This window comes from Achromobacter sp. FW305-C-13 (assembly GCF_058783475.1).
Genome location: NZ_JBYSYN010000002.1, coordinates 839,245 through 864,072 on the forward strand (window position 1 = coordinate 839,245; position 24,828 = coordinate 864,072).

Sequence of the window (24,828 nt, forward strand, 5' to 3'; positions counted from 1 at the left end):
TGCCCTCACTGGACGGCCTGGATCTTGGCGACCAGGTCTTTCATTTCGGGCGTGGTGACGAAGCGCTCGTACACGGGTTTCATCGCGTTCTGGAACGAGGCCTTGTCCACCTCCACGATCTGCGAACCGGCGCGCTCGACCACGGACCGCGACTTCTGCTCGCGTTCGTCCCACAGCTTGCGCATGAACGGCACGGATTCACGAGCGGCTTCGCGCAGGATCTTCTGGTCCTCGGGCGGCAGCTTGTCCCATTGGCGCTTGGAGAAGATCAGGATCTCGGGCGTCATCGTGTGTTCCGTCATCGCGTAGTACTTGGCGACTTCATAGTGATGCGCGCTTTCGTAGCTGGGGAAGTTGTTTTCGGCGGCATCTACCAGCCCCGTCTTCAGCGACGTGTAGACCTCGCCCATCGGCATCGGCGTGGCGTTGCCGCCCATCGCTTCGACCATGGCGACGGACAGGTCCGATTGCTGCACGCGGATCTTCTGTCCTTTCGCGTCGGCCAGGGTCTTGATCGGCTTGTTGCGCGTGTACATCGAACGCGCACCGCTGTCGTACCACGCCAGGCCCACGAAGCCCGCGCCTTCGCACGAGCGCAGGATCTGGTCGCCAATCTCGCTGTCCAGCACCTTGTGCAGATGCTCCTTGGAGCGGAACAGGAAGGGCAGTGAGGGCACGCGGGTGGTCTGGCAGATGTTGTGCATGGCGGCGCTGGAGACGCGTGCCATGGCCAGGGCGCCCAGTTTCACCTGTTCGATCGAATCGTCTTCGTTGCCCAGCGCGCCGCCGGCGTACACCTTGACCGTGATGCGGCCGTTGGTGCGTTGCTTGACCAGTTCGCCGAACTGGCGCACGGCCAGCACGGTGGGATAGTCGTCGGGATGGATGTCGGCAGAGCGCAGCTCGGCGGCATGGGTGGCGGGAATCAGGGTCAGCAAGGCAGCCGCCGCCAAAATGGCGCGGGTCAGGGTGGGGCGCAGCATGTCTACCTCCGGTTGGAGTATGGCGTTTGGTCAAGGGCCGGGACGGCCTCGAAGCTCTTTGATAGGTACGGACCTGCTTACTACCTGGCATGGGGCGCGCAGGCGCGTGCCCCGATCGGGTGCTAACCGGCGCTTGCGGTTTCCTCCAGCCCCTGCGCGCCGGGGCGCAGGGCGAACACGGCGCCTTCCAGGGAGCCGGGCGCGGCTGAGGGAGGGCGGATCGAGGTGACGAGCAAGGTGTCCATCGCGGCGCCGCCGAAGGCGCACATCGCGATCTTGGCGGCGGGGACGGCGAGGGTCCGATCCAGCCTGCCGTCTGGCGTGTAGCGGTAGATGCGCCCGGCGTCGTTGCCGCAGATCCAGTAGCCGCCGTCCGTGTCCACTGCCGCGCCGTCCGGACGGCCGGCGGGCAAGGCGGCGATGAAGAGCCGGCGGTTATGCGGCGTGCCGGAATCGATGTCGTAGTCGAACGCCCAGACCGCGCCACGCGTAGGGTGGGAGTCCGACAGATACATCGTCCGGCCGTCCGGGCTGAAGGCCGTGCCGTTGGGCACGATCAAATCGTCCAGCAGCACCGTCACGCCGTGCGCGTCGTAGCGGTACAGCTTGCCGGCGGGCTGCGCCAGGCTCATATCCATGACCATCGTGCCGGCCAGGAAACGGCCTTGCCGGTCGCAACGGCCATCATTGAAGCGCATGCCGGGCGCCGCGTGCGGGACGGTGGCCAGCAACCGGGGTTCACAGGGAGCGCCCGCCTGCAGCGCGTCGCAGGCGTACAGGCCGTCTTCCATCGCCAGCAGCCAGCCCGGGCCACGCATCGCAAGGCATCCTGCCATCTGCGGCAGCGCCCATTGCGTGATGCCGCCGCTTGCCGGCGACCAGCGCCACAAGGTCTTGCCGGGGATGTCGGTCCAGGTGAACGTCTGATCGGCAACGCGCCAGACCGGGCTTTCTCCTACGCCGCACAACATGGTCCCGATACGTTCGGCGATGGCGGACATGGTGGCGGTTACTCGGCCGGAAAAGGAAAGGGGCCTGCCTTGACGAACGCGCCGCCCTGATAGCGGGCGGCGGGGTCATCGGCCGGCAACGGGGCCTGCGCTTCGACCTGCGCGCGGAAACGTTCGGAGGAGTCCTTGGGGACGAACCCCAATACGCGGGCGGCGTCGTCGCTCCACCAGCTGTCGCGGTTAGCCGACGCGCCGTAGACGATCAGATGGCCGACATCCGGCGTGAACAGCGCACGGGTGATCAGGTCGGTCAGGTCGTCGTAGCTGAGCCAGGTGACCATCATGCGGCGGTCCTTGGGCTCCGGGAACGACGAGCCGATGCGCAGGCACACGGTTTCGATACCGTAGCGGTCGAAGTAGAAGCGTGACAGGTTTTCGCCGTAGGCCTTGCTCAGGCCGTAATAGCCGTCGGGGCGCAAGGGCACGTCCGCGTCCAACTGCTTGCCCTGCTCGTAGAAACCGATGACGTGGTTTGAACTGGCGAACACCACGCGTTGCACGCCGTGGAGGCGGGCGGCCTCGAACAGGTTGTAGACGCCCTGGATGTTGGCGGGCAGTATCTCTTCGAAGGGCCGCTCGACCGACACGCCGCCCAGGTGAACGATGGCGTCGACCCCTTGCACCAGGCGGGACACCGCAGCGGCGTCGGCCAGATCGCAGGGCAGCGCCTCTTCACCGGGGGCGGCGGGGCCCACCTCGGCCAGGTCGGAAACGCGCAACACGTCCGCATGGGCCTTTAACCGGGGCCGCAGCACTTGGCCGAGGTTGCCGGCGGCGCCGGTCAATAACAAACGATGACAGCGAAACGTGGCAGGCGTGTTGTTGACAGTTCGGCTCATGGCGCAATGCTCGGTGGATGGCGCGGGGGAGTGGACTTATCTGGTACGTTATCGTACAACTTGAGCAAAGTATAATGAGCGCCAAATTTCAGCGTCAAGCTTTGCGCAACCGCCTTCGGATAATCCCTGATGAACGCTCCTGTCGATACCCCCGTCTTGCCGCAGCGTCGTCCCCGGAACCTGGCCCAGGGCCTGGTTGAAAATATCTCCGAACGCATCCGAAGCGGCGACATCCGCCCTGGCGACAAGCTCCCCACCGAATCCGAAATCATGCGTCAGTTCGGCGTCAGCCGCACCGTCGTGCGCGAGGCGCTGTCGCGTCTGCAGGCGTCGGGCTTGGTGGAAACGCATCACGGCGTCGGCACCTATGCGCTGGAACCCAGCGGCGGCGGCGATTTTCGCGTCGATCCTGCCGACATCGCCACGGTACGCGATGTGCTGGTGCTGCTGGAATTGCGCATCTGCCTGGAAAGCGAGGCCGCCGGCCTGGCCGCCATCCGCCGCAGCGACGTGCAGTTGCAGGAAATGCGCCGTGCGTTGGACCTGTTCCGCAGCGCGTTGGAAACCGGTGGCGACACCATCACACCGGATTTCCAGTTCCATCTGCTGGTGGCGCAATCCACCGACAACCGCTACTTCGCGGACCTCATGTCGCACCTGGGTTCCGCCATCATTCCGCGCACCCGCATCAATTCGGCCAAGTTCGCGCACGAAGACCGCGCGGCGTATCTGGCGCGCGTGAACCTTGAACACGAAGACATCTACAGCGCGATCATGCGCCAGGATGCCGAAAGCGCCCGCGCCGCGATGCGCACGCATCTGAGCAATAGCCGCGAACGCCTGCGCCGCGCGCAATAGCAGGCGGTGGGACCCGACGCACCGCGTCCCTCTATTTGAAATATGATGTCGTACAACGTTTCACGGCGACGACATTCGCTGCCGACGCCCGCCAAACCGCGTTAACCTTGGCCCGTTTTCATTTCAGGTCAACGAGGCGGCATGGCTTTGCTCGGCACACCCAGCAGGATTTTTTCATCTGAACAGGCGGACTTGCGCCGCTTTGGGAGGGCCGCCGCATGCGCCGCCTGACACTCCGGTTCATCGTTGCCGTCCTGGTGATGCTGACGCTGTCGCGTCTGGGGCTGTCATTCTGGATGTGGGATCGCGTGCAGGCCGCAGGCGGCCTGTGGCCCGTTCTGTTCGGTGGACTGCGCATCGACGTGTGCTTGCTGTCGATGGTGATTGCGCTGCCGGCCGTGTTTTCGCCCTGGTTTGGTCACCGGCCGTTGGCGGCCCGCATCACTGCGTGGTGGTTCCGCATCTGGTGGATGCTGTATGTGCTGCTGGAAGTCTCCACGCCGCAATTCATCGCTGAATACGACACGCGTCCGAACCGGCTGTACTTCATCTATCTGCTTAACCCGAAGGAAGTGGGGTCGATGCTGTGGCAGGGCTACAAGGGCGTGCTGCTGGCCGCCTTCGTGGTGCTGGTGCTGGCCGCCTGGCTGGCCGTCAAGCTGTTCCCGACGCGCTCGCGCGATTCGTTCATGGCATGGTGGAAGCGGCCGATCGCCTCCTTCGTGATCCTGGCGTTGGTCGTGCTGGGTGCGCGCGGCACGCTGGAGCATCGGCCGATCAATCCGGCCAAGGTCGCCTTCAGTTCGGACGCCATGGTCAACGCGCTGGCGCTCAATTCGCTGTATAGCGTGTTCGACGCCGCCTACCGGATGCGCGACGAGCGCTCGTCTGCGGCGATGTACCCCAAGATGCCGGTGGACCAGATGAACGCCATCGTGCGCGAGAAGGCGGGCCTGACCGGCGCGCCGCTGGACCCGCGCTACCCCAGCCTGCACGAGCAGAAAGCCACGGTCCGTCGCGACAAGCCGCTGAACGTGGTGATCATCCTGCAGGAAAGCCTGGGCGCGCAGTACGTGGGTAGCCTGGGCGGCCGCGATCTGACGCCCAACATCGACCGCCTGGCGAAGGAAGGCTGGATGTTCCACCGCGCCTACGCGACGGGCACGCGCTCGGTGCGCGGCATCGAAGCGGTGACGGCAGGCTTCCTGCCCAGTGTGGCGGATGCCGTGGTCAAGCTGCCGCGCTCGCAGACCGGTTTCTTCACCTTGGCGCAGGTGCTGGGCAAGCACGGCTACCACTCGCGTTTCGTCTACGGCGGCGAATCGCACTTCGACAACATGCGCGCGTTCTTCCTGGGCAACGGTTTCGACGAAGTCGTGGATCGTCCGAAATTCGTGAACCCGGTATTCGAAGGGTCCTGGGGCGCATCGGACGAGGACATGTTCACCCAGGTCGACCGCCTGCTGCGCGCCGATGGCGACAAGCCGGTCTTCACGCTGGCGTTTTCGGTAACGAACCATTCGCCCTGGGAATATCCGGAAGGCCGTATCCAGCCGGTGGGCGAGCCGGCCACGGTGGACAACACGGTGCGGTATGCGGACTGGGCGTTGGGGCAGTTCTTCGAGAAGGCCAAGAAGGCGCCGTATTGGGACAACACCGTGTTCCTGGTCATCGCGGACCACGATTCACGGGTCTACGGATCCATCCCCGTGCCGGTGCGCCATTTCCAGATCCCGGCGCTGATCCTCGGCGCCGGCATCGCACCGCGCCAGGATGAACGGCTGGTCAGCCAGATCGACATGGCGCCGACGCTGTTGTCGCTGATCGGGTTAGATAACGTGAACCCGATGTTGGGCGCGGACTTGACGCAACGCGATCCGAACCGGGCGATCATGCAGTACGCGGATAACTTCGGGTATCTGCAGGGCGACAAGTTGCTGGTGCTGGAGCCGTCAAAGGATCCCCGCGAGTTCCGGTACGAAGCGGCGCCTGTCGGGCGCGACGAGGTCTACGCGCCGGTTGAGCCGGCGGATCCGAAGTTGACGGAGGAGGCGTTGGCGCATGCTTTGTGGGCGTCTTGGGTGTATCGGGAGGGGAAGTATCGGTTGCCTTGATGGGGGTGTTTTTTTGGTGCCGGGGTTGGGTTCTTAAGACGCCCGGCGGATCGGGGGCCTGGGGTGCGCGGGGCAACGATTGCGGTCCGGAGCCTTCGCTCCGGACTGCCCCGTCGTCATCTTCGTTGCGGCCTGCGGCCGCTGCCTTCAGATTCCCTCGGGCTAATCGACGCCCCGCGCACCCCAGGCCCCCGACCCACCGGGCTCAGTCGAGAGCAATTTCTCGGTCGCCGGGGAGGGCGGTGTGCGTAGGGTGCTTCTCCACGGGGGGAGGTGGTGGAAGATCTTGCGGGGCCCGCTCCCGGCCGGCCGCGCGGGCGGCCTTTGGGAGCTTACGCATGGTCTTGCGTCATGGGATCTTCGCTTCGCGTGTGGGTGGCGCTGTTCTTGTTCTTCTCCTTCTTCGTAGGATGGGTGGAGTGCGTTCCGGTAGCCCCAAGGAAATGGCTGTATGCCGCACGTAACCCATCACCGATGCATGCCACCACGATGGGTTACGCGCGACGGACGTCCCTGACCTGCTGACGGGTGTGCCGCGCTCCACCCATCCTACGGATGCGAGAATGCGAGAACGCGATAAGACGAATGTCGATTGACGATCGATGACTCGTCAAAGAAGCACCAGTGCCGCAAGCACAAAGCACTCTCCCTCTTAGACCGGTGGCGCGCGTACAGGTGCGAAGAAGCAAGCAGCTATCTGCCGCGCGCCACCCGTCGCTCCACCTCCCCCATCTGACGGCGGGGCCCAGTAGAAAACCACTCCCCACAAGCGCGTAAGCGACTACCGCTACAACGCGTCAGAACGCGTATGCAGAATGCGGCCGCCCGCGCGGCCGCATGAGGCGGGCCCCGCAAATCTCGTCACTAATCCGGAACCTGGCAGCGCGCAAACCAAGACGGCGCAGCCCGTCGGTGTGGTCGGCCTGGCTGCGCGCAACCTTGATGCGCCCGAGGGAATCTGAAGGCAGCGGCCGCAGGCCGCAACGAAGATGACAACGGGGGGCCGCCGAGGCGAGTCCGGAGCGAAGGCTCCGGACCGCAATCGTGGGCGCGCGCAGTCAGGCCGACCGCGCCGACGGGCGACCTACATAAAACGCTTCCGCGATTACACCACCCGCCCCGCCACCCACGAAGAGAAAACTCAAACCCGCGCCGGCAACACCATCCCGGACGCCTCGCCAAACCCAATCCTCGGATATCCCGCCTTCAAGCAAGCCGCCCGCATGATGATCTGATCGCCATCCTGCAGGAACGTCCGCTTTTCTCCCCACGGCAGGTCGATTGCCGTCTTGCCGCCATTGCTCAATTCCAGCAACGAACCGGCTTCCGACGGCTGCGGCCCGGACAGCGTGCCCGTGCCCAGCATGTCGCCCGGCTGCAGATTGCAGCCGTTCACCGTGTGGTGCGTGATCAGCTGGGCCACGTTCCAGTAGGCATCGCGGAAATTGCTGCGCGACAACGTCACGGCGGGCTGCTTGGCCTCGCGCGATTGTTGCGTCGTCATCAGCACTTCCAGCTGCACATCGTAGGCGCCCTTCGCACGGTTCGCGTCGGAGGCCAGGTACGGCATCGGTTGCGGTTCGGACGGGCCACGGTTCCATTGCGTGCGGAACGGCTCCAGCGCTTCCATCGTGACGATCCACGGCGAAATCGTCGAGGCGAAGTTCTTGGACAGGAAGGGGCCCAGGGGCTGGTATTCCCAGGCCTGGATGTCGCGCGCCGACCAGTCGTTCAGAATGCACAGCCCGAACACGTGGCCGTCGGCGTCGGCCAGGCCGATGCGTTCGCCTTGTTCGTTGCCGGTCCCCACGAAGATGCCCAGTTCCAGTTCGTAGTCCAGGCGCGCGCACGGGCCGAATTGCGGCGTGTCGCCCTCATTGGCCGGGCGCGTCTGGCCGACGGGGCGGGGGAACTTCTGGTCCACGCCGATGCTGGAGGCGCGGCCGTGGTAGCCGATCGGCACCCACTTGTAGTTCGGCAGCAAGGGATTATCAGGACGGAACTGCTTGCCCACTGCCGTCGCGTGGTGCACCGAGATATAGAAGTCGGTGTAGTCGCCGATGCGGGCGGGCGTGGTGTATTCGGCGTCGGCCTGCGCCACCAGCAACGGCTCGACTTCGGCGCGCAAGGCGGCGCCTTCGCGCAGGGCGCGCGACAGCGCCAGGCGCAGGGCGCTCCAGTGCGGTTGGCCCAACGCCATCAGCGCGTTCAGGCTGTCGCCTGCGCAAGCGGCCAGCGCCTCGGCGGCCAGGCCTTCGAACGGTTGCTTGGCGGCCAATGCGGCCAGGTCCAGGATCTGGTCACCGATCGCCACGCCCGGGCGGAACGACTCTTGCGTGCCCTTGCGGCGGAACGCGCCGTACGGCAGGTTCTGGACCGGAAAATCGGACGTGCCGGTGTTGGCGCTGGCGATCCAGCTCTTCAAGGAGGGATCGTGGGTTTCGTTGATCGTCGTGGTCATGGTTCGCGTGTCTCTGTAATGGTGTGGGGGCCGGCAGAACTGACGGGCAGCGGCGCCGGAAAATTCAAAAGCCAAACGGCGATGCGCTTGCACGCATCGCCGTGGCTGGGAATCAGCGCAGTGGCGCCGTCACGCCTTCTTGGGATCGAAGTGCTTCACGATGCCCTGCCAGCACCGGTAATAGTCGCCCTGCAATTCTACCGAGGCCAAGGCCTGCCCGGTCGGGCGGATGACGCGGCGCGTTTCGAACATGAACGCCATCGTGTCGCGGATGTAATGGGCGGCGTGCGTGTCGGCGTGCGAGGCCTTCTCGAAAGTCTCGGCGTCGGGGCCGTGGCCGCTCATGCAGTTGTGCAGGCTGGCGCCGCCGGGGGCGAAGCCATCGGCCTTGGCGTCGTATACGCCCTGGATCAGGCCCATGAATTCGCTGGCGACGTTGCGGTGGAACCAGGGCGGACGGAAGGTGTCTTCCATGGCCAGGATGCGCGGCGGGAAGATCGCAAAGTCCATGTTGGCCGTGCCCGGGGTGTCGGACGGTGCGGTCAGCACCGTGAAGATCGATGGATCCGGATGGTCGAAGCTGATCGAGCCGATGGTGTTGAAGTGGCGCAGGTCGTACTTGTACGGCGCGTGCGTGCCGTGCCAGGCCACGACGTCCAGCGGCGAATGGTCGATGGATGCGCGCCAGAATCCGCCCGTGAACTTGGCAATCAGTTCAAAGTCGCCTTCCACGTCTTCGTACCAGGCCACCGGCGTCTGGAAGTCGCGCGCGTTCGCCAGACAGTTCGAGCCGATGGGGCCTAGTTCGGGCAAGCGCAGGGCGGCGCCGAAGTTCTCCAGCATGTAGCCGCGCGCGGCGCCATCCAGGAGTTCGACGCGAAAGCGCACGCCGCGCGGGATTACCGCGATTTCCAGGGGTTCCAGATCGATCAGGCCCAGCTCGGTGGCCAGGCGCAGGCGTCCCTGCTGGGGCACCAGCAGCATTTCGCCGTCGGCGTTGTAGAAATAACGGCCTTGCATCGACCGGTTGGCCGCGTACATGTGGATGGCCACGCCGCCCTGTTCGTCGGGGCCGCCGTTGCCGCCCCAGGTCTTCACGCCCTCCAGGAAATCGGTGGGGGCGTCAGGGATGGGCATCGGGCTCCAGCGCAACTGGTTGGGCGTGACCGGGCCATGGCCGAAGGTGCTTTCCCAGCCTGCCGCGCCGGCAAAGGGCTCGAACGGCTTGTGTTGCGCGCCCGGGCGGATGCGGTACAGCCAGGACCGGCGGTTTTCGCTGCGAGGGGCGGTGAAGGCGGTGCCGGACAGTTGCTCGGCATACAGGCCGTACGGGCATTGCTGCGGCGAATTGCGGCCTACGGGCAGGGCGCCGGGCAGCGCTTCGGACGCGCAGTCGTTGCCGAAGCCGGTCTGATATTTCAGTTCCATGGAATCCTCCTGGGTGGCGGCGCGGTGCTTGGCCGCGCGGTCGGTATCTGAGGGCGGTCTGGGTTGAACCCAGCGCCGATTCCCTATTGTCGGAAAAAACGCCTATTGCGGCTACGGGAATGCAAAAATAGAGACTATAAATTTTGTGAATAGTAGGGGGCCCTATGGCCGAATTGCGCAACGTCGACCTGAACCTGTTGATCCTGTTCCAGCATCTGCTGGAAGACCGCAATCTGTCGGCCGTGGCGCGGCGGATGGATCTGACGCAACCCGCGGTCAGCAACGCCCTGCGGCGCCTGCGCGAGGCCTTTGGCGACGAGCTGTTCGTGCGTACCGCGCAAGGCATGCTGCCCACCCCGCGCGCGCAGCGGCTGGCCGGCCCCGTCAGCGAAGCGCTGACGATGCTTAGCCAGGCCTTGCAGGATCAGGACGTGTTCGACGCCGCCACCAGCAACCGTCGCTTCCGGGTGGCTATGACGGACGTGGGCGAAATCCACTTCATGCCGCGGCTGATGGAAGTGTGCGTGCAGGTGGCGCCGCAGGTGCGCATCGATTCGGTACGCGTGCAGGGGCCGGACCTGCCGCGTGAAATGGAGTCGGGCCGGGTGGACCTGGCCATTGGCGCGTTCGACGAGATGGGGGCGGGCACGCTGCAGCGCATGCTGTTCCGGCAGGGCTATGCCACCTTGTTCCGCCAGGCGCATCCCACGGCGCACGCAGGCATGGGCATCAAGGCATTCCGTGCCGAGCGGCATCTGATCGTATCGCGGGCCGCGCCTTATGGGCAGGTCAACCAATCCATGGAACGCGCGGGCGTGGAACTGGCCGAACACTTCAGCGTGCCGCACTTTTCCGCCGTGCCCTACATCGTCAGCGCGACGGACTTGCTGGCGACCGTGCCTGAAAAACTGGCCGCCAGCGCCGCGCCACCGTTCGGCCTGCGCTTCATGACGCCGCCGATAAAGGTGCCCGCGCTGCAGACGAACATGTACTGGCAGCGCAGGGTGGACCGCGATGGCGGCAACCAATGGCTGCGCGCGTTGATCGTGAATACGTTCGCGGTGGGGTTGTAAATGCCCGGGGCCGCGGCAGGGAGGGGCGGGGGGTAAATGCGGCCCGGTGAAAGCCGCTACCCAGCGCGCGCAACCCATCACGCGGCGCCGGATGCTTGGCTGCTTCCGCCACAACGCAACCGCTGCTTGATGGGTTGCGCGCGTTCGACGTCGGGGTTCTTTTTTTCGGTGTCCCGCGCTTCACCCATCCTACGCTTGCACGACTGAGGCGCGGGCCTGTTGCAGGGCTTCGCGCAGCAGCGCCACGTCGCCCAGGTGGTTGGCCAGCAGCAGGATCAGCGCCGCGTTCAATTCCTGGCTTTGCTCGTTCGTCAGGTCGCGGTGCGTTTCGATCAGCGCTTCGTAGAAGTCGTCGGGCGAGCTCAGATTGGTTTCGGTAATCAGCATGATGGGTTGACCTCTGGATTCAGGCGTGGCCCGTGGCCCGGCGGACGGCGCGGGCGACGGCATCGGCGTCGAATGCGCGCCAGCGCGCGGCGATGTGCTGGTCGGGGCGGATCAGGTAGGCGGTGCCGGGCTGCGCGTCGTAGCGTTTGGCCAGGCAACCTTCGGCGTCCGCCACCACCGGCAAGTCCGCGGGCAGGCCGGACACGTCGCACTGCGCGCCCGCGACCAGGACGGCCTTGACGGGCACCGGCGCCATGCGCAGTGCCTGCAAGGCCTGGAGCGTGTTGGCGCTGGGCAGCGCATCGCCACAGAACAGCGCCAGGACGAAGCCGCTATCCAGCTGCGCCATCCACCAGTCCTGCTCGCCGCGGCACGTCACGGGTGCGTCCAGCGCGACCGCGCCGGGCACCATGCGGCCCGTGAAGGCATCCGCATCCGGTGTGTTCAGGGGCGACCCGCTGTAGGTGGCGGGCAGCGACAGGCGTCCGCTGTTGACGAGTGAACGCGCGAATGGATGCGTCTTGGCCAGGTTCAGCACCGCGTTGCGGAAGCTGCGGCTGATGTCGCTCTTGGGCGTAATGAAATCGGTGGCGCGCGACGAATTCAGGATGTTCTCGTCGGCCGCGTACTCGCGCTCGGCGCTGTAGCTGTCGATCAGCGCTTCGGGCGCCAGGCCCGCCAGCACCAGCTTCAGCTTCCACGCCAGATTCTCGGCATCCTGCACGCCGCTATTGGCGCCTCGCGCGCCGAAGGGCGATACGCGGTGCGCGGAGTCGCCGGCGAACACGACGCGTCCGTGGCGGAACTTGTCCATGCGCTCGCAGGCAAAGGTGTAGACGCTGACCCATTCCAGATCGAACTGCGCGTCGGGCCCGAGCAGGGCGCGGATGCGCGGCAGCACGTTCTCGGGTTTGACGGCTTCGACGGGGTCGGCGTTCCACCCCAGTTGGAAGTCGATGCGCCAGACGTTGTCGGGCTGCCGGTGCAGCAGCACGGATTGGTTGGGGTGGAAGGGCGGGTCGAACCAGAACCAGCGTTCTGTCGGGAAGTCCGCCTTCATCTTCACGTCGGCAATCAGGAAGCGGTCGCGGAAGATGCGGCCATGGCTTTCCTGGCCGATCAGCTTGCGCACCGGCGAACGGGCGCCATCGCAGGCGACCAGCCAGTCGGCGTGCAGCGTGTACGGGCCTTCGGGGGTGTCGATCGTCAGGTCGACGCCGTCTTCGGCCTGGACCACGCCGGCGACCTTGTTTTTCCAGCGCAGGTCGATGTTGGGTTCCTGGCGCGCCTGCTCATACAGATAGCCTTCGGCGTAGTACTGCTGAAGGTTGATGAAGGCGGGGCGGCGATGACCGGGTTCGGGCAGCAGGTCGAAACGCCACACTTCCTGTTCGCGGAAGAACACCTTGCCGACGTTCCACGACACGCCCTTGTCGATCATGCGTTGGCCGACGCCCAGGCGGTCCCAGATTTCCAGGGTGCGCTTGGAAAAGCAGATGGCGCGTGACCCGGTGGACAAGCGGTAGTCGTCGTCTAGCACCACGACTCGCACGCCCTGGCGGGCAAGGTCCAACGCGGTGGTCAGGCCGACCGGGCCGGCCCCCACGACCACGACCTGGTGCCGCGGCGCGGTGCCGGCGCTTTGGTCGGCGTGCTTTTCATAGGCGAACTCCATCGCCTGAAAGTCGATGTCTCCCACGGTTGTCTCCTGTGTGGGTCATTTTGTTTTTATGTCGCGATCCCGCGCGCCGTCCTGCGACGCGCGATTCCGCTTCTTGCAATGGTCGGTCAGGGCCGCTTCCGGTCAGCGCCGGCTACCGCGGCCCGTCGGGTCAGCCTTCCAGCTGCGCCCACATTTCCAGGTCGCGCTTGTCGGTCCAGATGCGCGGATGCGTGTGGCCGGTGGCCTCGTCATAGGCGCGCGACACGTCAAACGGCATGCAATGGTCGAAGATCACCCAGTCGCTGTAGCGCGGTTTCATGAAGTCATAGACCTCGCGGTAGATCGTCTTCAGGTCCTTGCCTTCGGCCACGCCACGGTTCACGGCGCCGTACAGGTCGGTCAGGAAGGCGCGGGTGCCGGCCAGGCCCTGGCGGACTTCGGTGGCGCTCTTCAAGGCCGGGCCGCGGCCGGGAACCATCTTTTCAGCGTCGAAGCCGGACAGCGCGTCCAGCGTGCTGGGCCAGTCGCGGAAGTAGGCGTCGCCGCAATACGGGGTGGACTGGTATTCGACCAGGTCGCCAGCGAACAGGATCTTCTGCTCGGGCAGCCAGGCGATGGTGTCGCCCTTGGTGTGGCCGCGGCCGACTTGCAGCAGCTTGACTTCCAGGTTGCCCAGATTGACGGTCATTTCGCCCTTGAACGTCATCGTCGGCCAGACCAGGCCCGGCGGAATCGATTCGGCGTTGCGGAACAGGCGGGGAAAGCGACCGATCTCGCTGGCTTTGTCCTGTTCGCCGCGTTCGACGATCAAGTCGTAGGTGTCGCGGCTGGCCAGGATTTCCTGGGCGTTGTAGGCGGAGGCGCCGAACACGCGCACGGCATGGTAGTGCGACAGCAGGATGTACTTGATCGGCTTGTCCGTGACTTCGCGGATGCGGCGGATCACGTCCTGGGCCATGACCGGGGTGGCCTGGGTGTCGATCACCATGACGGCCTCGTCGCCGATGATCACGCCCGTGTTGGGGTCGCCTTCGGCCGTGTAGGCATAGGCGTTGTCGGACAGTTTTTCGAACGAGACGACCTTGTCGTCCAGGTCGGCGTGCGAGGCGAATTGCTTGCTCATGGAGGCTCCTTCCACTGTTCTAGGAATAGGTGTGTGAAAGGAATATAGCTTGGCGTTAGTTTTCGTGCAATACGTTCGCTATAAACAAATGGCCTTGTTTTTACAGGGATTTCCCGGGGGTTTTCAGGCCGCCGGGGCTAGTTTCTTTGGCATTTTGGGCAGTAATAAGTGGCCCGTTGCCCCTGGACGAAACGCCGGATCGGCGTCGCGCAGACCCGGCACGGGAGGCCTTCGCGTTCATAGACCGCGGCATGGATCTCGAAATAGGCCCCGGGTTCGCCGGAGGCGCCGACATAATCCCGCAGGGTGCTGCCCCCGGAGGTCAGGGCGTCGGCCAAGGTGGCCCGGATCATGTCCGCCAGGCGGTCGCACCGGGCAGGCGATAGCTTGTTGGCCGGGGTCTTGGGGTTGATGCGCGCCCGGAACAGGCATTCCGAAGCGTAGATATTGCCCACCCCCACGACGGCCAGCCCCGCCAGCAGCACTTGCTTGACCGCCGCGCTGTGGTTCTTGAAGTGGCGGTGCAGCCAGGCCCCGTCAAAGCGCGGGTCGAAGGGCTCGATGCCCAGCTTGGCCAGCAGCGGGTGGGTGTCGATGGGGCCATCGGCGTCCGGGTGCCACAGCACCGCGCCAAAGCGCCGGGGGTCATGCAGGCGCAGGACGGCTTCGTCGAATATCCATTCGACGTGGTCATGTTTGCGCAGGAATTCACCCGGGGCGACGCTGCGCAGCGACCCGGACATGCCCAGATGCACGATCTGGGTGCCATGTTCGAAGCGCAGCAACAGGTATTTGCCCCGGCGGGCGCATTCCAGGACGGCGCGGCCGCCGATCAGGGCGGGCAGGTCCGGCGGAATGGGCCAGCGCATGCGGCCTTCGTGGACGACCAGGCGCTTGAGCGTCCGGCCAGTGATGACGGCGTCGATTCCCCGACGCGTGGTTTCAACTTCAGGCAGTTCCGGCATGAGCCAGTGTAAGATCATCAATTGCGTGTACGAAGATTGTGCCATCAACCGGACGGGCCGCGTGAAGTCGTCTTTCAAACAAATGAATATCGGGATCGCCACGCTTGCGCTTGCGCTGGCAACAGGTTTTGCGCTGCCGGCCCAGGCGGCCGACAGCCGGACGCGTGATGCGACCGGGCCCCGCATGGCGCCCCAGAACCGCCAGCCCGAAACCGAGGTGATCCGCCTGCGTCCGGGCCAATTGCCCTACGTATCGCTCACTGCCGACATCTTCTATCGCGTCCTCGCGTCAGAGATCGCCGCCCAGCGCGGCATGTACGGCACAGCGGCTACCACCATGATCGGCCTGGCCCGGGACACGGGCGACCCCCGTTTGGCCCGGCGTGGCCTGGAATTCCAGTTGGCTGGTGGCAATCTGCCCGGCGCGCTGGAAGCCGCCCGCGTCTGGGCGCGTCTGTCGCCCAACGACGTTGAGGCCAGCTCCACCGAACTGGCGCTGGCCGCCGCCAACGGGCAGACCAAGGGTCTGGCCCAGGCGCTGCGCAACCGCATCGACGCCTCGCGCGACAAACCGGCCGCCATCGGCCAGGCCTTGGCCGTGCTGAGCCGGCTGAACGACCGCCGCCTGGCCCTGCGCATCCTGGACGAATCCCTGAGCGACAGCGTGCGCAAGCTGCCGGCCGCCCATCTGGCGCTGGCCGACGTGGCCTCCGCCTCGGGCGACTACGAGCGCGCCGCGCAGGAATCCCGCGCCGCGCTCGCGGCGGATCCCAAGTCCGAAGCCGCCGCCCAGCGCGTGCTGGAATACGGTTCGAAGGTGGATCCGCAACGCGCCCAGACCGAAGCCCGCGCCTATATCAACCGCAATCCCGGCGCCCGCAAGGTCCGCCTGATGCTGGCCGGCCAACTGGCCGACAGCGGCGACTACAACGGCGCGCTGTCTGAATTGCAAGCCATGTCGCGCCGTTCGCCGGAAGATTTCGACTTGCTCTTCATGCAGGCCCAGCTTGCCTACAAGGCGGGTCAGCTGCCGCAAGCCAGGAATCTGCTTTCCCAGTACCTGGACGTGCAGCAGCAGCGCCAGCGCGCCACGGTGCCCGGCGCCACGGATGCCGGTGCCGCCGCGGCGGACGCCCACGTCCTGCTGTCGCGTATTGCTGAAGACCAAGGCCAATACGACGAAGCCATCAAGGAACTGGGCCGCATCGACGACCCGACGCTGCGTTATTCCGTCGCCATGCGCCAGGCTGCCCTGCGTGCCAAGAGCGGCCGGGTGGATGACGCGCTGGCCATGATCGATGCCGCGGGCCCGCAGGACGACGAAGAGCGCACGCTGGGCGTGCTGACCAAGGCGCAGATCCTGCGCGACGCCGACCGCATCCAGCAAGCGGTGAGCACGCTGGAAGCGGCCGACCAGGCGCTGCCGGACACGGTCGAGATCAAGTACGAACTGGCCATGTTGTACGAACGCCAGAACCGCCTGGCCGACCTGGAGCGCATGCTGCGCCAGGTCATCGCGCTGGATCCGGACCACGCCCACGCCTACAACGCGCTGGGCTACACCCTGGCCGACCACAACCAGCGCCTGCCCGAAGCGCTGGACCTCATCACCCAGGCGCTTGAGCTGTCGCCGAACGATCCGTTCATCCTGGATAGCATGGGCTGGGTGAAGTTCCGCATGGGCGAATCCGAGTCCGCCGCGGAATATCTGCGCCGCGCCTATAGCGTGCGTCCGGAAGCCGACATCGCCGCCCACCTGGCCGAAGTGCTGTGGTCCCAGGGCAAGCGCGACCAGGCGACGGAACTGCTGCGCGCCGCACTGATGAAAGATCCCAAGAACAAGACCGTCCAGGACGTCGTCAAGCGTCTGGGAGTGGGCCTGTGACGGTTGGGGTGCAACGCTTGCCTGATGTGACGGCCTGGTTGCGCTGGGCGATACTGGCGATGCTGGCGTTGACGCTGGCCGCCTGCACCACCACGCCGAAACCCATCGAAGGCGCCAGCCCCGATGCGTTTTCGCGCATCGGCCGCTTCGCCATCACCGTGAACGAAGAAAGCGGCAAGCAGAGCGCCGTCCAAGGCGGCTTTTCGTGGTCGGACGATGGTCGGCGCTACGTGCTGGATCTGACCAATCCGCTGGGTTCGACCGAAGCTCGCGTGGAAGGCCAGCCCGGCGCCGCCAGCCTGACCAAGGCCGATGGCACGCGCCTGGTTGCCGACAACCCCGATGCCCTGGCCGAAGACGCGCTGGGCAGCAGCGTGCCGGTGTCCGGCTTGCGCGACTGGCTGCGCGGCAAACTGCCGGCGCAACCCGAAGCCTCCGACGTGTCTCGCGATGAACTGGGTCGTCCCGCCTCCTTCGAGCAAGGCGGCTGGCGGGCCAAGCTGTCGCGCTACGACACGCTGGGACCGCAGTTGCTGGTCCTCGAGCGCCTGGAACCCGGCCGCCGCGTCACGGTGCGTCTGGTCGTCAACCAGCCTTGATTCCGACGGAGCCGTTCGCGCTCCGTCGTCTTCCCCCTTTGAATGGCAGTAGCCGCTACCCGCGGCCAGGCCTAACACGTCCGGCATTTCGCAATCGGCCAAATAAACGCGGCAAAGGCGGTCGTGTTACGGCTTGAAATAGTCAGGCCGGACTGAATAATTCTCCTCATGCCCGCGCGGGGCCACCCTTCGCGCGGACCGCAAGTGCGGCGGCGGCCAACCTGTCGCCGCCTTTTTTGGAGAATGCCCTATGTTCAGGAACACGCGCATCGCGACGATGCTGTTAGGAATCATCGCGATCTTTTTCACGTTTCAGCTGCTGGTGGGGGGCATGGGTTTTGTCGCATTGCGCCAGACCAACCAGGACGTCGGCCAGCTCTATCGCCTTTCCTCGCAACAGGTCAACGCCGTGAACACGGCCGCCTTGTCGCTGGTAGCGGCCCGCACCGATTTGAGCCGCTACGCCACGCGCGTCGCGCAAGGCAACACCAGCGACACGACCGCGCTGCGCCTGGCGCGCCAGCGCATCGCCTCGGGCGATCGCGCTTTCCAAGGTTTTTCCAGTGGCCTGTCGGCCGCGGAAAAGACCGCGTCCGCCGATCTTATCCAGGCCTACACCAACCTCAGCGCCAACCTGCAAAGCGTGGGCCGTGTGCTGGAGGCGGGCGACATGGAAAGCTATTTCAAGCAGGGCACGCAGCAGGCGCAAGAGCTGCTGGTCAGTGAACGCGACGCCTTCATGGTCCGGGCCGAAGAGGCCGGGCAGGGCGCCATGGCGGAAATTTCTTTCTTCCACACCCTGTTCTCGTCGTTGTTGGCCGGCATCCTGGCGCTGGGCCTGTTGATGGCCGTGGGCGCCCATGTGCTGATCCGCCGCATGATCGTGCGGCCGCTGCTGGAAGCCGGTGAGATCTTTCGCCGCATTGCCGAAGGCGACCTGACCCGCCGCGTCGCCGATCGCGGCAAGAACGAAATCGGTGCACTGCTGGCCGCCTTGAAGGGCATGCAGGACAGCCTGGTGCGCACGGTTTCCGCGGTGCGCCGAGGCGTGGACGAGATCAATGTGGGCGCGCGCGAAATTTCCGCGGGCAACACCGACCTGTCCAGCCGCACGGAAGAGCAGGCCGCGTCCCTGGAAGAGACGGCAGCCAGCATGGAAGAACTGGCGTCCACCGTGAAGCAGAACGCCGATACTGCACGTGAAGCCAACCACATGGTGGCCACGTCCGCCGCAGTGGCGCAGCGCGGCGGAGACGCCGTGGCCAGCGTGGTCGAGACCATGCGCGCCATCTCCGGCAGTTCGTCCCGCATCGCTGACATCGTCGGCGTGATCGACGGCATCGCATTCCAGACCAACATCCTGGCGCTGAATGCGGCGGTGGAGGCCGCGCGCGCAGGCGAGCAGGGCAAGGGTTTCGCGGTCGTGGCCAGTGAGGTGCGCACGCTCGCGCAGCGCAGCGCGGCCGCCGCCAAGGAAATCAAGCAACTGATCGAGGACTCCGCGCAGACGGTCGGCAAGGGATCCGAGCAGGTCGAAAGCGCCGGCGCCACCATGCGTGAAATCGTGGACTCGGTGCAGCGTGTGACCCGCCTGATGGGCGAAATCTCCGCGGCTTCCGAGGAGCAGGCCAGCGGGATCGATCAGGTCAACCGGGCGGTGTCGCAAATGGACAGCGTGACGCAGCAGAACGCGGCCTTGGTGGAAGAGGCCGCAGCAGCCGCCGGTGCGCTGGAAGAGCAGGCTCGCCAACTGGCGGGCGCCGTCTCCGTCTTCAAGTTGCCGGACGGCCAGGTGATCGACGCGCCGGCAGGGCGGCTGGCTGGCGCGGGCGCGCCGCAACTGGCCTGAGGGCAGGCGTGGCGGCCGGTGCGTGGCTAGAATGTGGGCATGTCCCGCACCGGTTGTTTTCTGTGACTCTGTACGACGTTCCCGCTCCCGCCAAATTGAACCTGTTCCTGCATGTGGTGGGCCGTCGTCCTGACGGCTATCACCTGCTGCAGACGGTATTCCGTTTCATCGACCTGTGCGACACGTTGCATTTCGAGGTGCGCGCGGATGGCGTCATCAGCCGCGCCTCCGATCTGCCTGGCGTCTCTGAAGCTGATGACCTGACCTTGCGCGCGGCCCATGCGCTGCAACGTTCCACGGGCACGCGCCAGGGGGCGCAGATCGCGCTGGAAAAGCGCATTCCGCAGGGCGGCGGCCTGGGCGGAGGGTCCAGCGACGCCGCGACCGTGCTGATCGCGCTGAACAAGCTGTGGGGGACGGGGCTGACGCGACGCGAGCTCATGGCGTTGGCCTTGCCGCTGGGCGCGGATGTGCCCGTGTTCGTCTTCGGGCAATCGGCATTCGCCGAAGGCGTGGGTGAAGCGCTCACTGCCGTGACGCTGCCCGAACGCGCGTATCTGGTTGCGCAACCGGATACCAGCGTGCCGACTGTTGGAATATTTTCGGCACCCGATTTGACAAGGGATTCTTCTTACATCACAATAGCGGACTTTCTTGCTTCGCCAACTTTTTCCTTCGGGAAAAATGATTTGGAGCCGGTAGTTCACCGTCTTTATCCTGAGGTTCTCAGGGCAACGCGGTGGCTTAGCGAACAGGGCATACCAGTTCGCATGTCGGGATCAGGCGCATGTTTATTCGCCGAGTTTTCCGAACTTTCCGAAGCCGTTTTGGCAAAAGCAGAAATATCCGCTATAATGCGCGGCGCTGTTGAAACAAACAACGCAACGCATCCAGGGTTTCGGTTAGTTCAGGCATGTGCTGGTTTAACTGAACATCCACTGCGGAATTGGATTGCAAGATAGTTGGGGAGTCGCCAAGCTGGTTAAGGCACCGGATTTTGATTCCGGCATGCGAAGGTTCGAATCCTTCCTCCCCAGCCAACCGAATACATAAAAAAGCTGTTGAACACGCCTGTAAGACACTGGCCCGGGTTCAGCAGCTTTTTTATTTTCCGGGTCCGCTGGTGTTTCGTAGCACCCCGCATCACCTCGTTAGTGTCTTAAAACGACCATCGCATCATCCATCATGGCAAACGATAGCTTCATGATCTTCACGGGAACGGCCAATACTCGGCTGGCCGTGGACGTAGTCAACCACCTCGATATGTCCCTGGGCAAGATGACCGTCGGTCGCTTCTCGGACGGCGAGGTGATGGTCGAAATCAACGAGAACGTGCGTGGCAAGGACGTCTTCGTCCTGCAGCCCACCTGTGCCCCTACCAATGACAACCTGATGGAAATCATGGTCATGGTCGATGCATTGCGCCGCGCTTCCGCTGGCCGCATCACCGCCGCGATTCCCTATTTCGGCTATGCCCGCCAAGACCGCCGCCCGCGTTCGGCGCGCGTTGCGATCTCGGCCAAGGTCGTGGCCAACATGCTGCAAGTGGCTGGCGTTGACCGCGTCCTGACGATGGACCTGCACGCTGACCAGATCCAGGGCTTTTTCGATATCCCCGTGGACAACATCTACGCCGGTCCGATCTTGCTGGGCGACATCTGGCGCCGCAATTTCTCGAACCTGGTCGTGGTGTCCCCGGACATCGGCGGTGTGGTCCGCGCACGTGCACTGGCCAAGCAGTTGGAAGCCGATCTGGCCATCATCGACAAGCGTCGTCCGCGCGCCAACGTGTCGGAAGTGATGAACATCATCGGTGAAGTCGATGGCCGCACCTGCATCATCATGGACGACATGGTCGACACCGCCGGCACGCTGTGCAAGGCGGCCCAGGCCCTGAAAGACCGCGGCGCCGGCGCCGTTTACGCCTATTGCACGCACCCCGTGCTGTCGGGCGGCGCCATTGACCGCATCGAAGCGTCGGAACTGGACGAACTGGTCGTCACCGACACCATCCCGCTCTCCGAGCAAGGCCAGGCCAGCGGCAAGATCCGCCAGCTGTCGTGCGCCGCGCTGCTGGGCGAGACCATCCTGCGTATCTCGAACGCGGAATCGGTCAGCTCGCTGTTCGTCGACTGACGCGTAGGCGTCAGCCGGGCCCGCAGCCCATTTTAGTTTTTGCACCTTGCTGGTCGCGGCAAGGCGCAATCAACACGGCGCGCATGTTGCGCGCCGTGCCGTTAACTGGTGAAGCCTCTTCACCTTATTTTGTTTTTGGAGTTTTCCATGAAATTTATCGCCACTGCGCGTAGCGTCCAGGGTTCGAGTGCGAGCCGCCGCCTGCGCCGCGCGGGCCGCGTTCCCGCCATTGTCTATGGTGGTACGGCTGCCCCCCTGAACATCGAACTCGACCACAACGAGATCTACCACGCCCTGCGTAAGGAAGAATTCCACGCATCGATCCTGCAAATGCAGCTCGAAGGCGCCAAGGAAGAGCAAGTTCTGCTGCGTTCGGTTCAATGGCACGCCTACAAGCCGCAAGTCCTGCACGTGGACTTCCAGCGCGTCGACGCCAACCAAGCCCTGCGTACCAAGGTGCCGCTGCACTTCGTGAACGCTGAAATCTCGCCGGCCGTGAAGCTGTCGGGCGCCATCATCAGCCACGTGACGACCGAACTGGAAATCACCTGCCTGCCGAAGGCTCTGCCCCAGTTCATCGAAGTCGACCTGACCAACATCCTGGCTGGCGCTTCGATCCACCTGGCCGACATCAAGCTGCCCATGGGCGTGACGTACGTCCCCCACGGCGGTGAAGACAACCCGCTGCTGGCTGCTGCCATCGTCAAGGGCGGCGCTGCCGCCGACGACGCCGAAGCTGCCGCTCCGGCCGCCTAAGTCTTGCCGGAAGGCCTTCGGGCTTTCCAGCGGCTTATGCCCGAAACCCTGCGTGTGCATTTGCATGCGCAGGGTTTTTTGGTTTAAACACCCTCCATCATGTCTATTCCCATACGCCTCATCGTGGGATTGGGTAATCCCGGTCCTGACTACGAAACCACCCGGCACAACGCCGGCTTCTGGCTGGCCGACCACCTGGCGGACGACCTGCGCACTTCTTTTGCACTGGAGAAGTCTTTTTTCGGCATGGTGGCCAAGTCGCGCCTGGGCGCGGACAACGTGCTGCTGCTCAAGCCCATCACCTATATGAACAAATCCGGCCAGGCGGTCGGCGCGCTGGCCCGCTTCTACAAGCTGGAGCCCGAGCAGGTGCTGGTGCTGCATGACGAACTGGACCTGCTGCCGGGCCAGGTGAAGCTCAAGCAGGGCGGCGGCCATGCCGGCCACAATGGCTTGAAGGATATTCAGGCCGTGCTGGGCAGTCCCAACTTCTGGCGCCTGCGCATCGGCATCGGCCATCCGCGCACCCTGAATCTGGCCCAGCAAGTGGCGGACTTCGTGCTGCATCCGCCGCGCCGCGAGGAACAGAAAGAAATCGAAGCCGTCATCGACCGCTGCCGCGCCGTCGTGCCGGCGATGCTGGCCGGCGATTTCGCGCTGGCGACCCGCCAGCTGCATAGCGGCAACGTCGCCTGATGACCGGCAGCCCGCAGCCCACCTCTGGCGGCAAGATGCGCTTTCGCGACGAGGTCGTGGACTTCTGGCGGTACATCCGCCATCCGCACTCCGTCGCGCGCTTGCCGGGGCGCACCGCGGGCGCCAGCCTGGCGGCCGATTGGTGGCCGGGCATCGGCCCCGGGCGCCTGCTGGCGTGGGCAGGGCTGCTGTGGGCGTTGAACCTGTTCGCGCTGGGGCCGGTGGCTGTGATGGCGGCCGGCATGGGCGGCGCGACGCACCGCATCGATCCCACCAACCTGCCGTGGCTGACCGCCGTATTGTGGGCGCCGCTGGTGGAAGAAATGCTCTTTCGCTACGGCTTGCGCCGGCCCAGGCAGGTGTTGTGGCTGGTGCCGGCCTTGATGCCCGTCGTGCTGTACGGCCCGAAGCTGTGGACAGGCCTGCTGCTGGCCGCGTTCGTGATCCTGGCATGCTGGGGAACGCGTCAGCGCGCCGAGCCGCTGCACGGCTGGGACACGGCCTGGCGGCGCTATTACCTGAAGCACTTCGGCCTGGTGTTCCATCTGGTGGCGCTGACCTTTGCCGCCGTGCACCTGACGAACTTCGTCTACAGCAAGACGCCGTACTGGCTGATGCCGCTGCTGGTGCTGCCGCAATGGCTGACCGGCCTGGTGCTGGGCTGGATGCGCGTGCGGCGCGGCATCGGCGCGGCCATCCTGCTGCATGCGACTTTCAACGCCGGCCCCATTTTGATGATCTGGGCCGTCATGCGCTGGGCGCCCTCCGCCGCCAGTTAGCGGGGCCGCATCCCCCGTGCCGCGGCAAGTGCCCCAGCCCCCGGCCGGGGTAAACTAGAACGTTAACGATCAATACCGTACTTACACAGGATTCCCATGGCTCTGCAATGCGGCATCGTCGGCCTGCCCAACGTTGGCAAATCGACACTTTTCAATGCTCTGACCCGCGCCGGCATCGCCGCCGAGAACTACCCGTTCTGCACCATCGAACCCAACGTCGGTGTGGTCGAGGTGCCGGATCCGCGTCTGCAGAAGCTGGCTGAAATCGTCAAGCCCGAACGCATCCTGTCGGCCACCGTCGAATTCGTCGACATCGCGGGCCTGGTCGCCGGCGCGAGCAAGGGCGAAGGCCTGGGCAACCAGTTCCTGTCGCACATCCGCGAAACCGACGCCATCGTCAACGTCGTGCGCTGCTTCGAAGATCCCAACGTGATCCACGTGGCCGGCAAGGTCGACCCGATCGCCGACATCGAAGTCATTGAGACCGAACTCGCACTGGCCGACATGCAGACCGCCGAAAAGGCCCTGCAGCGCCACCAGAAGACGGCGCGTTCCGGCGACAAGGAATCGCAGCGCATCGTGGCCGTGCTGGAAAAGTGCATTGCCCAGCTGAACGAAGCCAAGCCGATCCGCGCGCTGGACCTGACGACGGAAGAAAAGGCCGACATCGCCCAGTTGTGCTTCATCACCGCCAAGCGCGCGATGTACGTGGGCAACGTGGCTGATGACGGCTTCACGAACAACCCGCTGCTGGACCGCCTGACCGAATTCGCCGCCGCGCGCAACGCGCCGGTCGTGGCCATCTGCGCCGCCATCGAATCCGAAATCGTGGACCTGGACGACGCCGACCGCCAAGCCTTCCTGTCCGACATGGGCATGGAAGAGCCGGGCCTGAACCGCCTGATCCGCGCCGCCTTCAAGCTGCTGGGCCTGCAGACCTACTTCACCGCCGGCGTGAAGGAAGTGCGCGCCTGGACGGTGGCCATCGGCGCCACCGCGCCGCAAGCCGCAGGCGTCATCCACACCGACTTCGAACGCGGCTTCATCCGCGCCCAGACGATCGCGTACGAAGACTTCATCACGTACAAGGGTGAGCAGGGCGCCAAGGAAGCGGGCAAGATGCGCGCCGAAGGCAAGGAATACATCGTGCAGGACGGCGATGTGATGAACTTCCTGTTCAACGTCTGACGCCAGCTACCTGGACTACGCGGGGCCGGTCGCACG

At 65.1% G+C, this 24,828-nt stretch carries 21 protein-coding genes and 1 tRNA gene; 13 read left to right on the top strand and 9 right to left on the bottom strand.

The features are described 5' to 3' along the window. Window positions 1-5 precede the first annotated feature (5 nt). The 3 genes from AC3WMU_RS15290 to AC3WMU_RS15300 all read right to left on the bottom strand — a co-directional run bounded on the left by AC3WMU_RS15290 (window position 6) and on the right by AC3WMU_RS15300 (window position 2,832). Entirely contained in the window at window positions 6-983 is a 978-nt protein-coding gene (locus AC3WMU_RS15290) for a TRAP transporter substrate-binding protein (protein WP_006226233.1), read from the bottom strand. A 122-nt stretch (window positions 984-1,105) separates the two neighbouring features. After that, window positions 1,106-1,984, bottom strand: coding sequence for an SMP-30/gluconolactonase/LRE family protein (locus AC3WMU_RS15295; RefSeq protein WP_454677840.1), 879 nt, complete (start codon window positions 1,982-1,984; stop codon window positions 1,106-1,108). A gap of 8 nt (window positions 1,985-1,992) precedes the next feature. Beyond that, window positions 1,993-2,832 carry an NAD-dependent epimerase/dehydratase family protein gene (locus tag AC3WMU_RS15300; RefSeq protein ID WP_454677839.1) on the bottom strand — a complete coding sequence of 280 codons (840 nt, stop codon included), beginning with the start codon at window positions 2,830-2,832 and terminating at the stop codon, window positions 1,993-1,995. 129 nt (window positions 2,833-2,961) lie between these two features. On the opposite strand from AC3WMU_RS15300, the gene AC3WMU_RS15305 reads away from it, so the two are divergent. Both AC3WMU_RS15305 and AC3WMU_RS15310 read left to right on the top strand, forming a co-directional pair. Then, window positions 2,962-3,690, top strand: coding sequence for a FadR/GntR family transcriptional regulator (locus AC3WMU_RS15305; RefSeq protein ID WP_006226236.1), 729 nt, complete (start codon window positions 2,962-2,964; stop codon window positions 3,688-3,690). A 218-nt stretch (window positions 3,691-3,908) separates the two neighbouring features. Then, window positions 3,909-5,804: an LTA synthase family protein gene (locus AC3WMU_RS15310; RefSeq protein WP_006226237.1), complete on the top strand. Its 1,896-nt coding sequence runs from the start codon at window positions 3,909-3,911 to the stop codon at window positions 5,802-5,804. A gap of 1,141 nt (window positions 5,805-6,945) precedes the next feature. Here the strand turns inward: AC3WMU_RS15310 and fahA are convergent. Both fahA and hmgA read right to left on the bottom strand, forming a co-directional pair. Further along, window positions 6,946-8,265 carry a fumarylacetoacetase gene (gene fahA, locus AC3WMU_RS15315; protein ID WP_492282605.1) on the bottom strand — a complete coding sequence of 440 codons (1,320 nt, stop codon included), beginning with the start codon at window positions 8,263-8,265 and terminating at the stop codon, window positions 6,946-6,948. 129 nt (window positions 8,266-8,394) lie between these two features. After that, window positions 8,395-9,693, bottom strand: coding sequence for a homogentisate 1,2-dioxygenase (hmgA, locus tag AC3WMU_RS15320; protein ID WP_492282606.1), 1,299 nt, complete (start codon window positions 9,691-9,693; stop codon window positions 8,395-8,397). Window positions 9,694-9,857: 164 nt separating this feature from the next. Between hmgA and AC3WMU_RS15325 the strand changes: the two genes are divergently transcribed. Further along, the gene (locus AC3WMU_RS15325; RefSeq protein WP_006227577.1) at window positions 9,858-10,766 is read left to right on the top strand and encodes a LysR family transcriptional regulator; all 909 of its coding nucleotides are present in this window, start codon (window positions 9,858-9,860) and stop codon (window positions 10,764-10,766) included. 189 nt (window positions 10,767-10,955) lie between these two features. On the opposite strand, the gene AC3WMU_RS15330 is transcribed toward AC3WMU_RS15325, so the two are convergent. The 4 genes from AC3WMU_RS15330 to mutM all read right to left on the bottom strand — a co-directional run bounded on the left by AC3WMU_RS15330 (window position 10,956) and on the right by mutM (window position 14,904). Then, complete coding sequence (locus tag AC3WMU_RS15330; RefSeq protein WP_006227578.1) at window positions 10,956-11,153, bottom strand: DUF2783 domain-containing protein; 198 nt, start codon at window positions 11,151-11,153, stop codon at window positions 10,956-10,958. A gap of 19 nt (window positions 11,154-11,172) precedes the next feature. Then, on the bottom strand, window positions 11,173-12,852 hold the full coding sequence (locus AC3WMU_RS15335) for an FAD-dependent oxidoreductase (protein WP_006227579.1): 1,680 nt from the start codon (window positions 12,850-12,852) through the stop codon (window positions 11,173-11,175). Window positions 12,853-12,985: 133 nt separating this feature from the next. Further along, on the bottom strand, window positions 12,986-13,939 hold the full coding sequence (locus AC3WMU_RS15340) for an MBL fold metallo-hydrolase (protein ID WP_006227580.1): 954 nt from the start codon (window positions 13,937-13,939) through the stop codon (window positions 12,986-12,988). Window positions 13,940-14,076: 137 nt separating this feature from the next. Then, window positions 14,077-14,904 (bottom strand): bifunctional DNA-formamidopyrimidine glycosylase/DNA-(apurinic or apyrimidinic site) lyase, encoded by an 828-nt coding sequence (gene mutM / locus AC3WMU_RS15345; protein ID WP_492282607.1) that lies wholly within the window; start codon window positions 14,902-14,904, stop codon window positions 14,077-14,079. Between mutM and AC3WMU_RS15350 the strand changes: the two genes are divergently transcribed. The 10 genes from AC3WMU_RS15350 to ychF all read left to right on the top strand — a co-directional run bounded on the left by AC3WMU_RS15350 (window position 14,903) and on the right by ychF (window position 24,792). Then, entirely contained in the window at window positions 14,903-16,789 is a 1,887-nt protein-coding gene (locus AC3WMU_RS15350) for a tetratricopeptide repeat protein (RefSeq protein ID WP_006227582.1), read from the top strand. The genes mutM and AC3WMU_RS15350 overlap by 2 nt on opposite strands. A gap of 59 nt (window positions 16,790-16,848) precedes the next feature. After that, the gene (gene lolB / locus AC3WMU_RS15355; protein WP_234818447.1) at window positions 16,849-17,388 is read left to right on the top strand and encodes a lipoprotein insertase outer membrane protein LolB; all 540 of its coding nucleotides are present in this window, start codon (window positions 16,849-16,851) and stop codon (window positions 17,386-17,388) included. Window positions 17,389-17,638: 250 nt separating this feature from the next. After that, window positions 17,639-19,237 carry a methyl-accepting chemotaxis protein gene (locus tag AC3WMU_RS15360; protein WP_088591631.1) on the top strand — a complete coding sequence of 533 codons (1,599 nt, stop codon included), beginning with the start codon at window positions 17,639-17,641 and terminating at the stop codon, window positions 19,235-19,237. Between the two features lie 62 nt (window positions 19,238-19,299). Continuing rightward, on the top strand, window positions 19,300-20,199 hold the full coding sequence (ispE, locus tag AC3WMU_RS15365; protein ID WP_006227586.1) for a 4-(cytidine 5'-diphospho)-2-C-methyl-D-erythritol kinase: 900 nt from the start codon (window positions 19,300-19,302) through the stop codon (window positions 20,197-20,199). A 1-nt stretch (window position 20,200) separates the two neighbouring features. Beyond that, window positions 20,201-20,277, top strand: a tRNA-Gln gene (locus AC3WMU_RS15370). Window positions 20,278-20,422: 145 nt separating this feature from the next. Beyond that, a complete protein-coding gene (locus tag AC3WMU_RS15375) occupies window positions 20,423-21,373 on the top strand; it encodes a ribose-phosphate pyrophosphokinase (protein WP_006227587.1) in 951 nt (316 codons plus the stop codon). Window positions 21,374-21,520: 147 nt separating this feature from the next. Continuing rightward, a complete protein-coding gene (locus AC3WMU_RS15380; RefSeq protein WP_006227588.1) occupies window positions 21,521-22,129 on the top strand; it encodes a 50S ribosomal protein L25/general stress protein Ctc in 609 nt (202 codons plus the stop codon). A gap of 99 nt (window positions 22,130-22,228) precedes the next feature. Then, window positions 22,229-22,825 carry an aminoacyl-tRNA hydrolase gene (gene pth, locus AC3WMU_RS15385; RefSeq protein WP_006227589.1) on the top strand — a complete coding sequence of 199 codons (597 nt, stop codon included), beginning with the start codon at window positions 22,229-22,231 and terminating at the stop codon, window positions 22,823-22,825. Beyond that, window positions 22,825-23,604 carry a CPBP family glutamic-type intramembrane protease gene (locus AC3WMU_RS15390; protein WP_280029801.1) on the top strand — a complete coding sequence of 260 codons (780 nt, stop codon included), beginning with the start codon at window positions 22,825-22,827 and terminating at the stop codon, window positions 23,602-23,604. Before pth ends, AC3WMU_RS15390 begins: the two co-directional genes overlap by 1 nt. Window positions 23,605-23,700: 96 nt before the next feature. Beyond that, on the top strand, window positions 23,701-24,792 hold the full coding sequence (gene ychF / locus AC3WMU_RS15395; RefSeq protein WP_006227591.1) for a redox-regulated ATPase YchF: 1,092 nt from the start codon (window positions 23,701-23,703) through the stop codon (window positions 24,790-24,792). The last annotated feature ends 36 nt before the right edge of the window (window positions 24,793-24,828 follow it).

What these genes read in the sequence shown, in the direction of transcription:
- AC3WMU_RS15290 (WP_006226233.1), bottom strand. Translation starts at nt 983, where the DNA reads ATGCTGCGCCCCACCCTGACCCGCGCCATTTTGGCGGCGGCTGCCTTG.
- AC3WMU_RS15295 (WP_454677840.1), bottom strand. Translation starts at nt 1,984, where the DNA reads ATGTCCGCCATCGCCGAACGTATCGGGACCATGTTGTGCGGCGTAGGA.
- AC3WMU_RS15300 (WP_454677839.1), bottom strand. Translation starts at nt 2,832, where the DNA reads ATGAGCCGAACTGTCAACAACACGCCTGCCACGTTTCGCTGTCATCGT.
- AC3WMU_RS15305 (WP_006226236.1), top strand. Translation starts at nt 2,962, where the DNA reads ATGAACGCTCCTGTCGATACCCCCGTCTTGCCGCAGCGTCGTCCCCGG.
- AC3WMU_RS15310 (WP_006226237.1), top strand. Translation starts at nt 3,909, where the DNA reads ATGCGCCGCCTGACACTCCGGTTCATCGTTGCCGTCCTGGTGATGCTG.
- fahA (WP_492282605.1), bottom strand. Translation starts at nt 8,265, where the DNA reads ATGACCACGACGATCAACGAAACCCACGATCCCTCCTTGAAGAGCTGG.
- hmgA (WP_492282606.1), bottom strand. Translation starts at nt 9,693, where the DNA reads ATGGAACTGAAATATCAGACCGGCTTCGGCAACGACTGCGCGTCCGAA.
- AC3WMU_RS15325 (WP_006227577.1), top strand. Translation starts at nt 9,858, where the DNA reads ATGGCCGAATTGCGCAACGTCGACCTGAACCTGTTGATCCTGTTCCAG.
- AC3WMU_RS15330 (WP_006227578.1), bottom strand. Translation starts at nt 11,153, where the DNA reads ATGCTGATTACCGAAACCAATCTGAGCTCGCCCGACGACTTCTACGAA.
- AC3WMU_RS15340 (WP_006227580.1), bottom strand. Translation starts at nt 13,939, where the DNA reads ATGAGCAAGCAATTCGCCTCGCACGCCGACCTGGACGACAAGGTCGTC.
- AC3WMU_RS15350 (WP_006227582.1), top strand. Translation starts at nt 14,903, where the DNA reads ATGAGCCAGTGTAAGATCATCAATTGCGTGTACGAAGATTGTGCCATC.
- mutM (WP_492282607.1), bottom strand. Translation starts at nt 14,904, where the DNA reads ATGCCGGAACTGCCTGAAGTTGAAACCACGCGTCGGGGAATCGACGCC.
- lolB (WP_234818447.1), top strand. Translation starts at nt 16,849, where the DNA reads ATGCTGGCGTTGACGCTGGCCGCCTGCACCACCACGCCGAAACCCATC.
- AC3WMU_RS15360 (WP_088591631.1), top strand. Translation starts at nt 17,639, where the DNA reads ATGTTCAGGAACACGCGCATCGCGACGATGCTGTTAGGAATCATCGCG.
- AC3WMU_RS15375 (WP_006227587.1), top strand. Translation starts at nt 20,423, where the DNA reads ATGGCAAACGATAGCTTCATGATCTTCACGGGAACGGCCAATACTCGG.
- AC3WMU_RS15380 (WP_006227588.1), top strand. Translation starts at nt 21,521, where the DNA reads ATGAAATTTATCGCCACTGCGCGTAGCGTCCAGGGTTCGAGTGCGAGC.
- pth (WP_006227589.1), top strand. Translation starts at nt 22,229, where the DNA reads ATGTCTATTCCCATACGCCTCATCGTGGGATTGGGTAATCCCGGTCCT.
- AC3WMU_RS15390 (WP_280029801.1), top strand. Translation starts at nt 22,825, where the DNA reads ATGACCGGCAGCCCGCAGCCCACCTCTGGCGGCAAGATGCGCTTTCGC.
- ychF (WP_006227591.1), top strand. Translation starts at nt 23,701, where the DNA reads ATGGCTCTGCAATGCGGCATCGTCGGCCTGCCCAACGTTGGCAAATCG.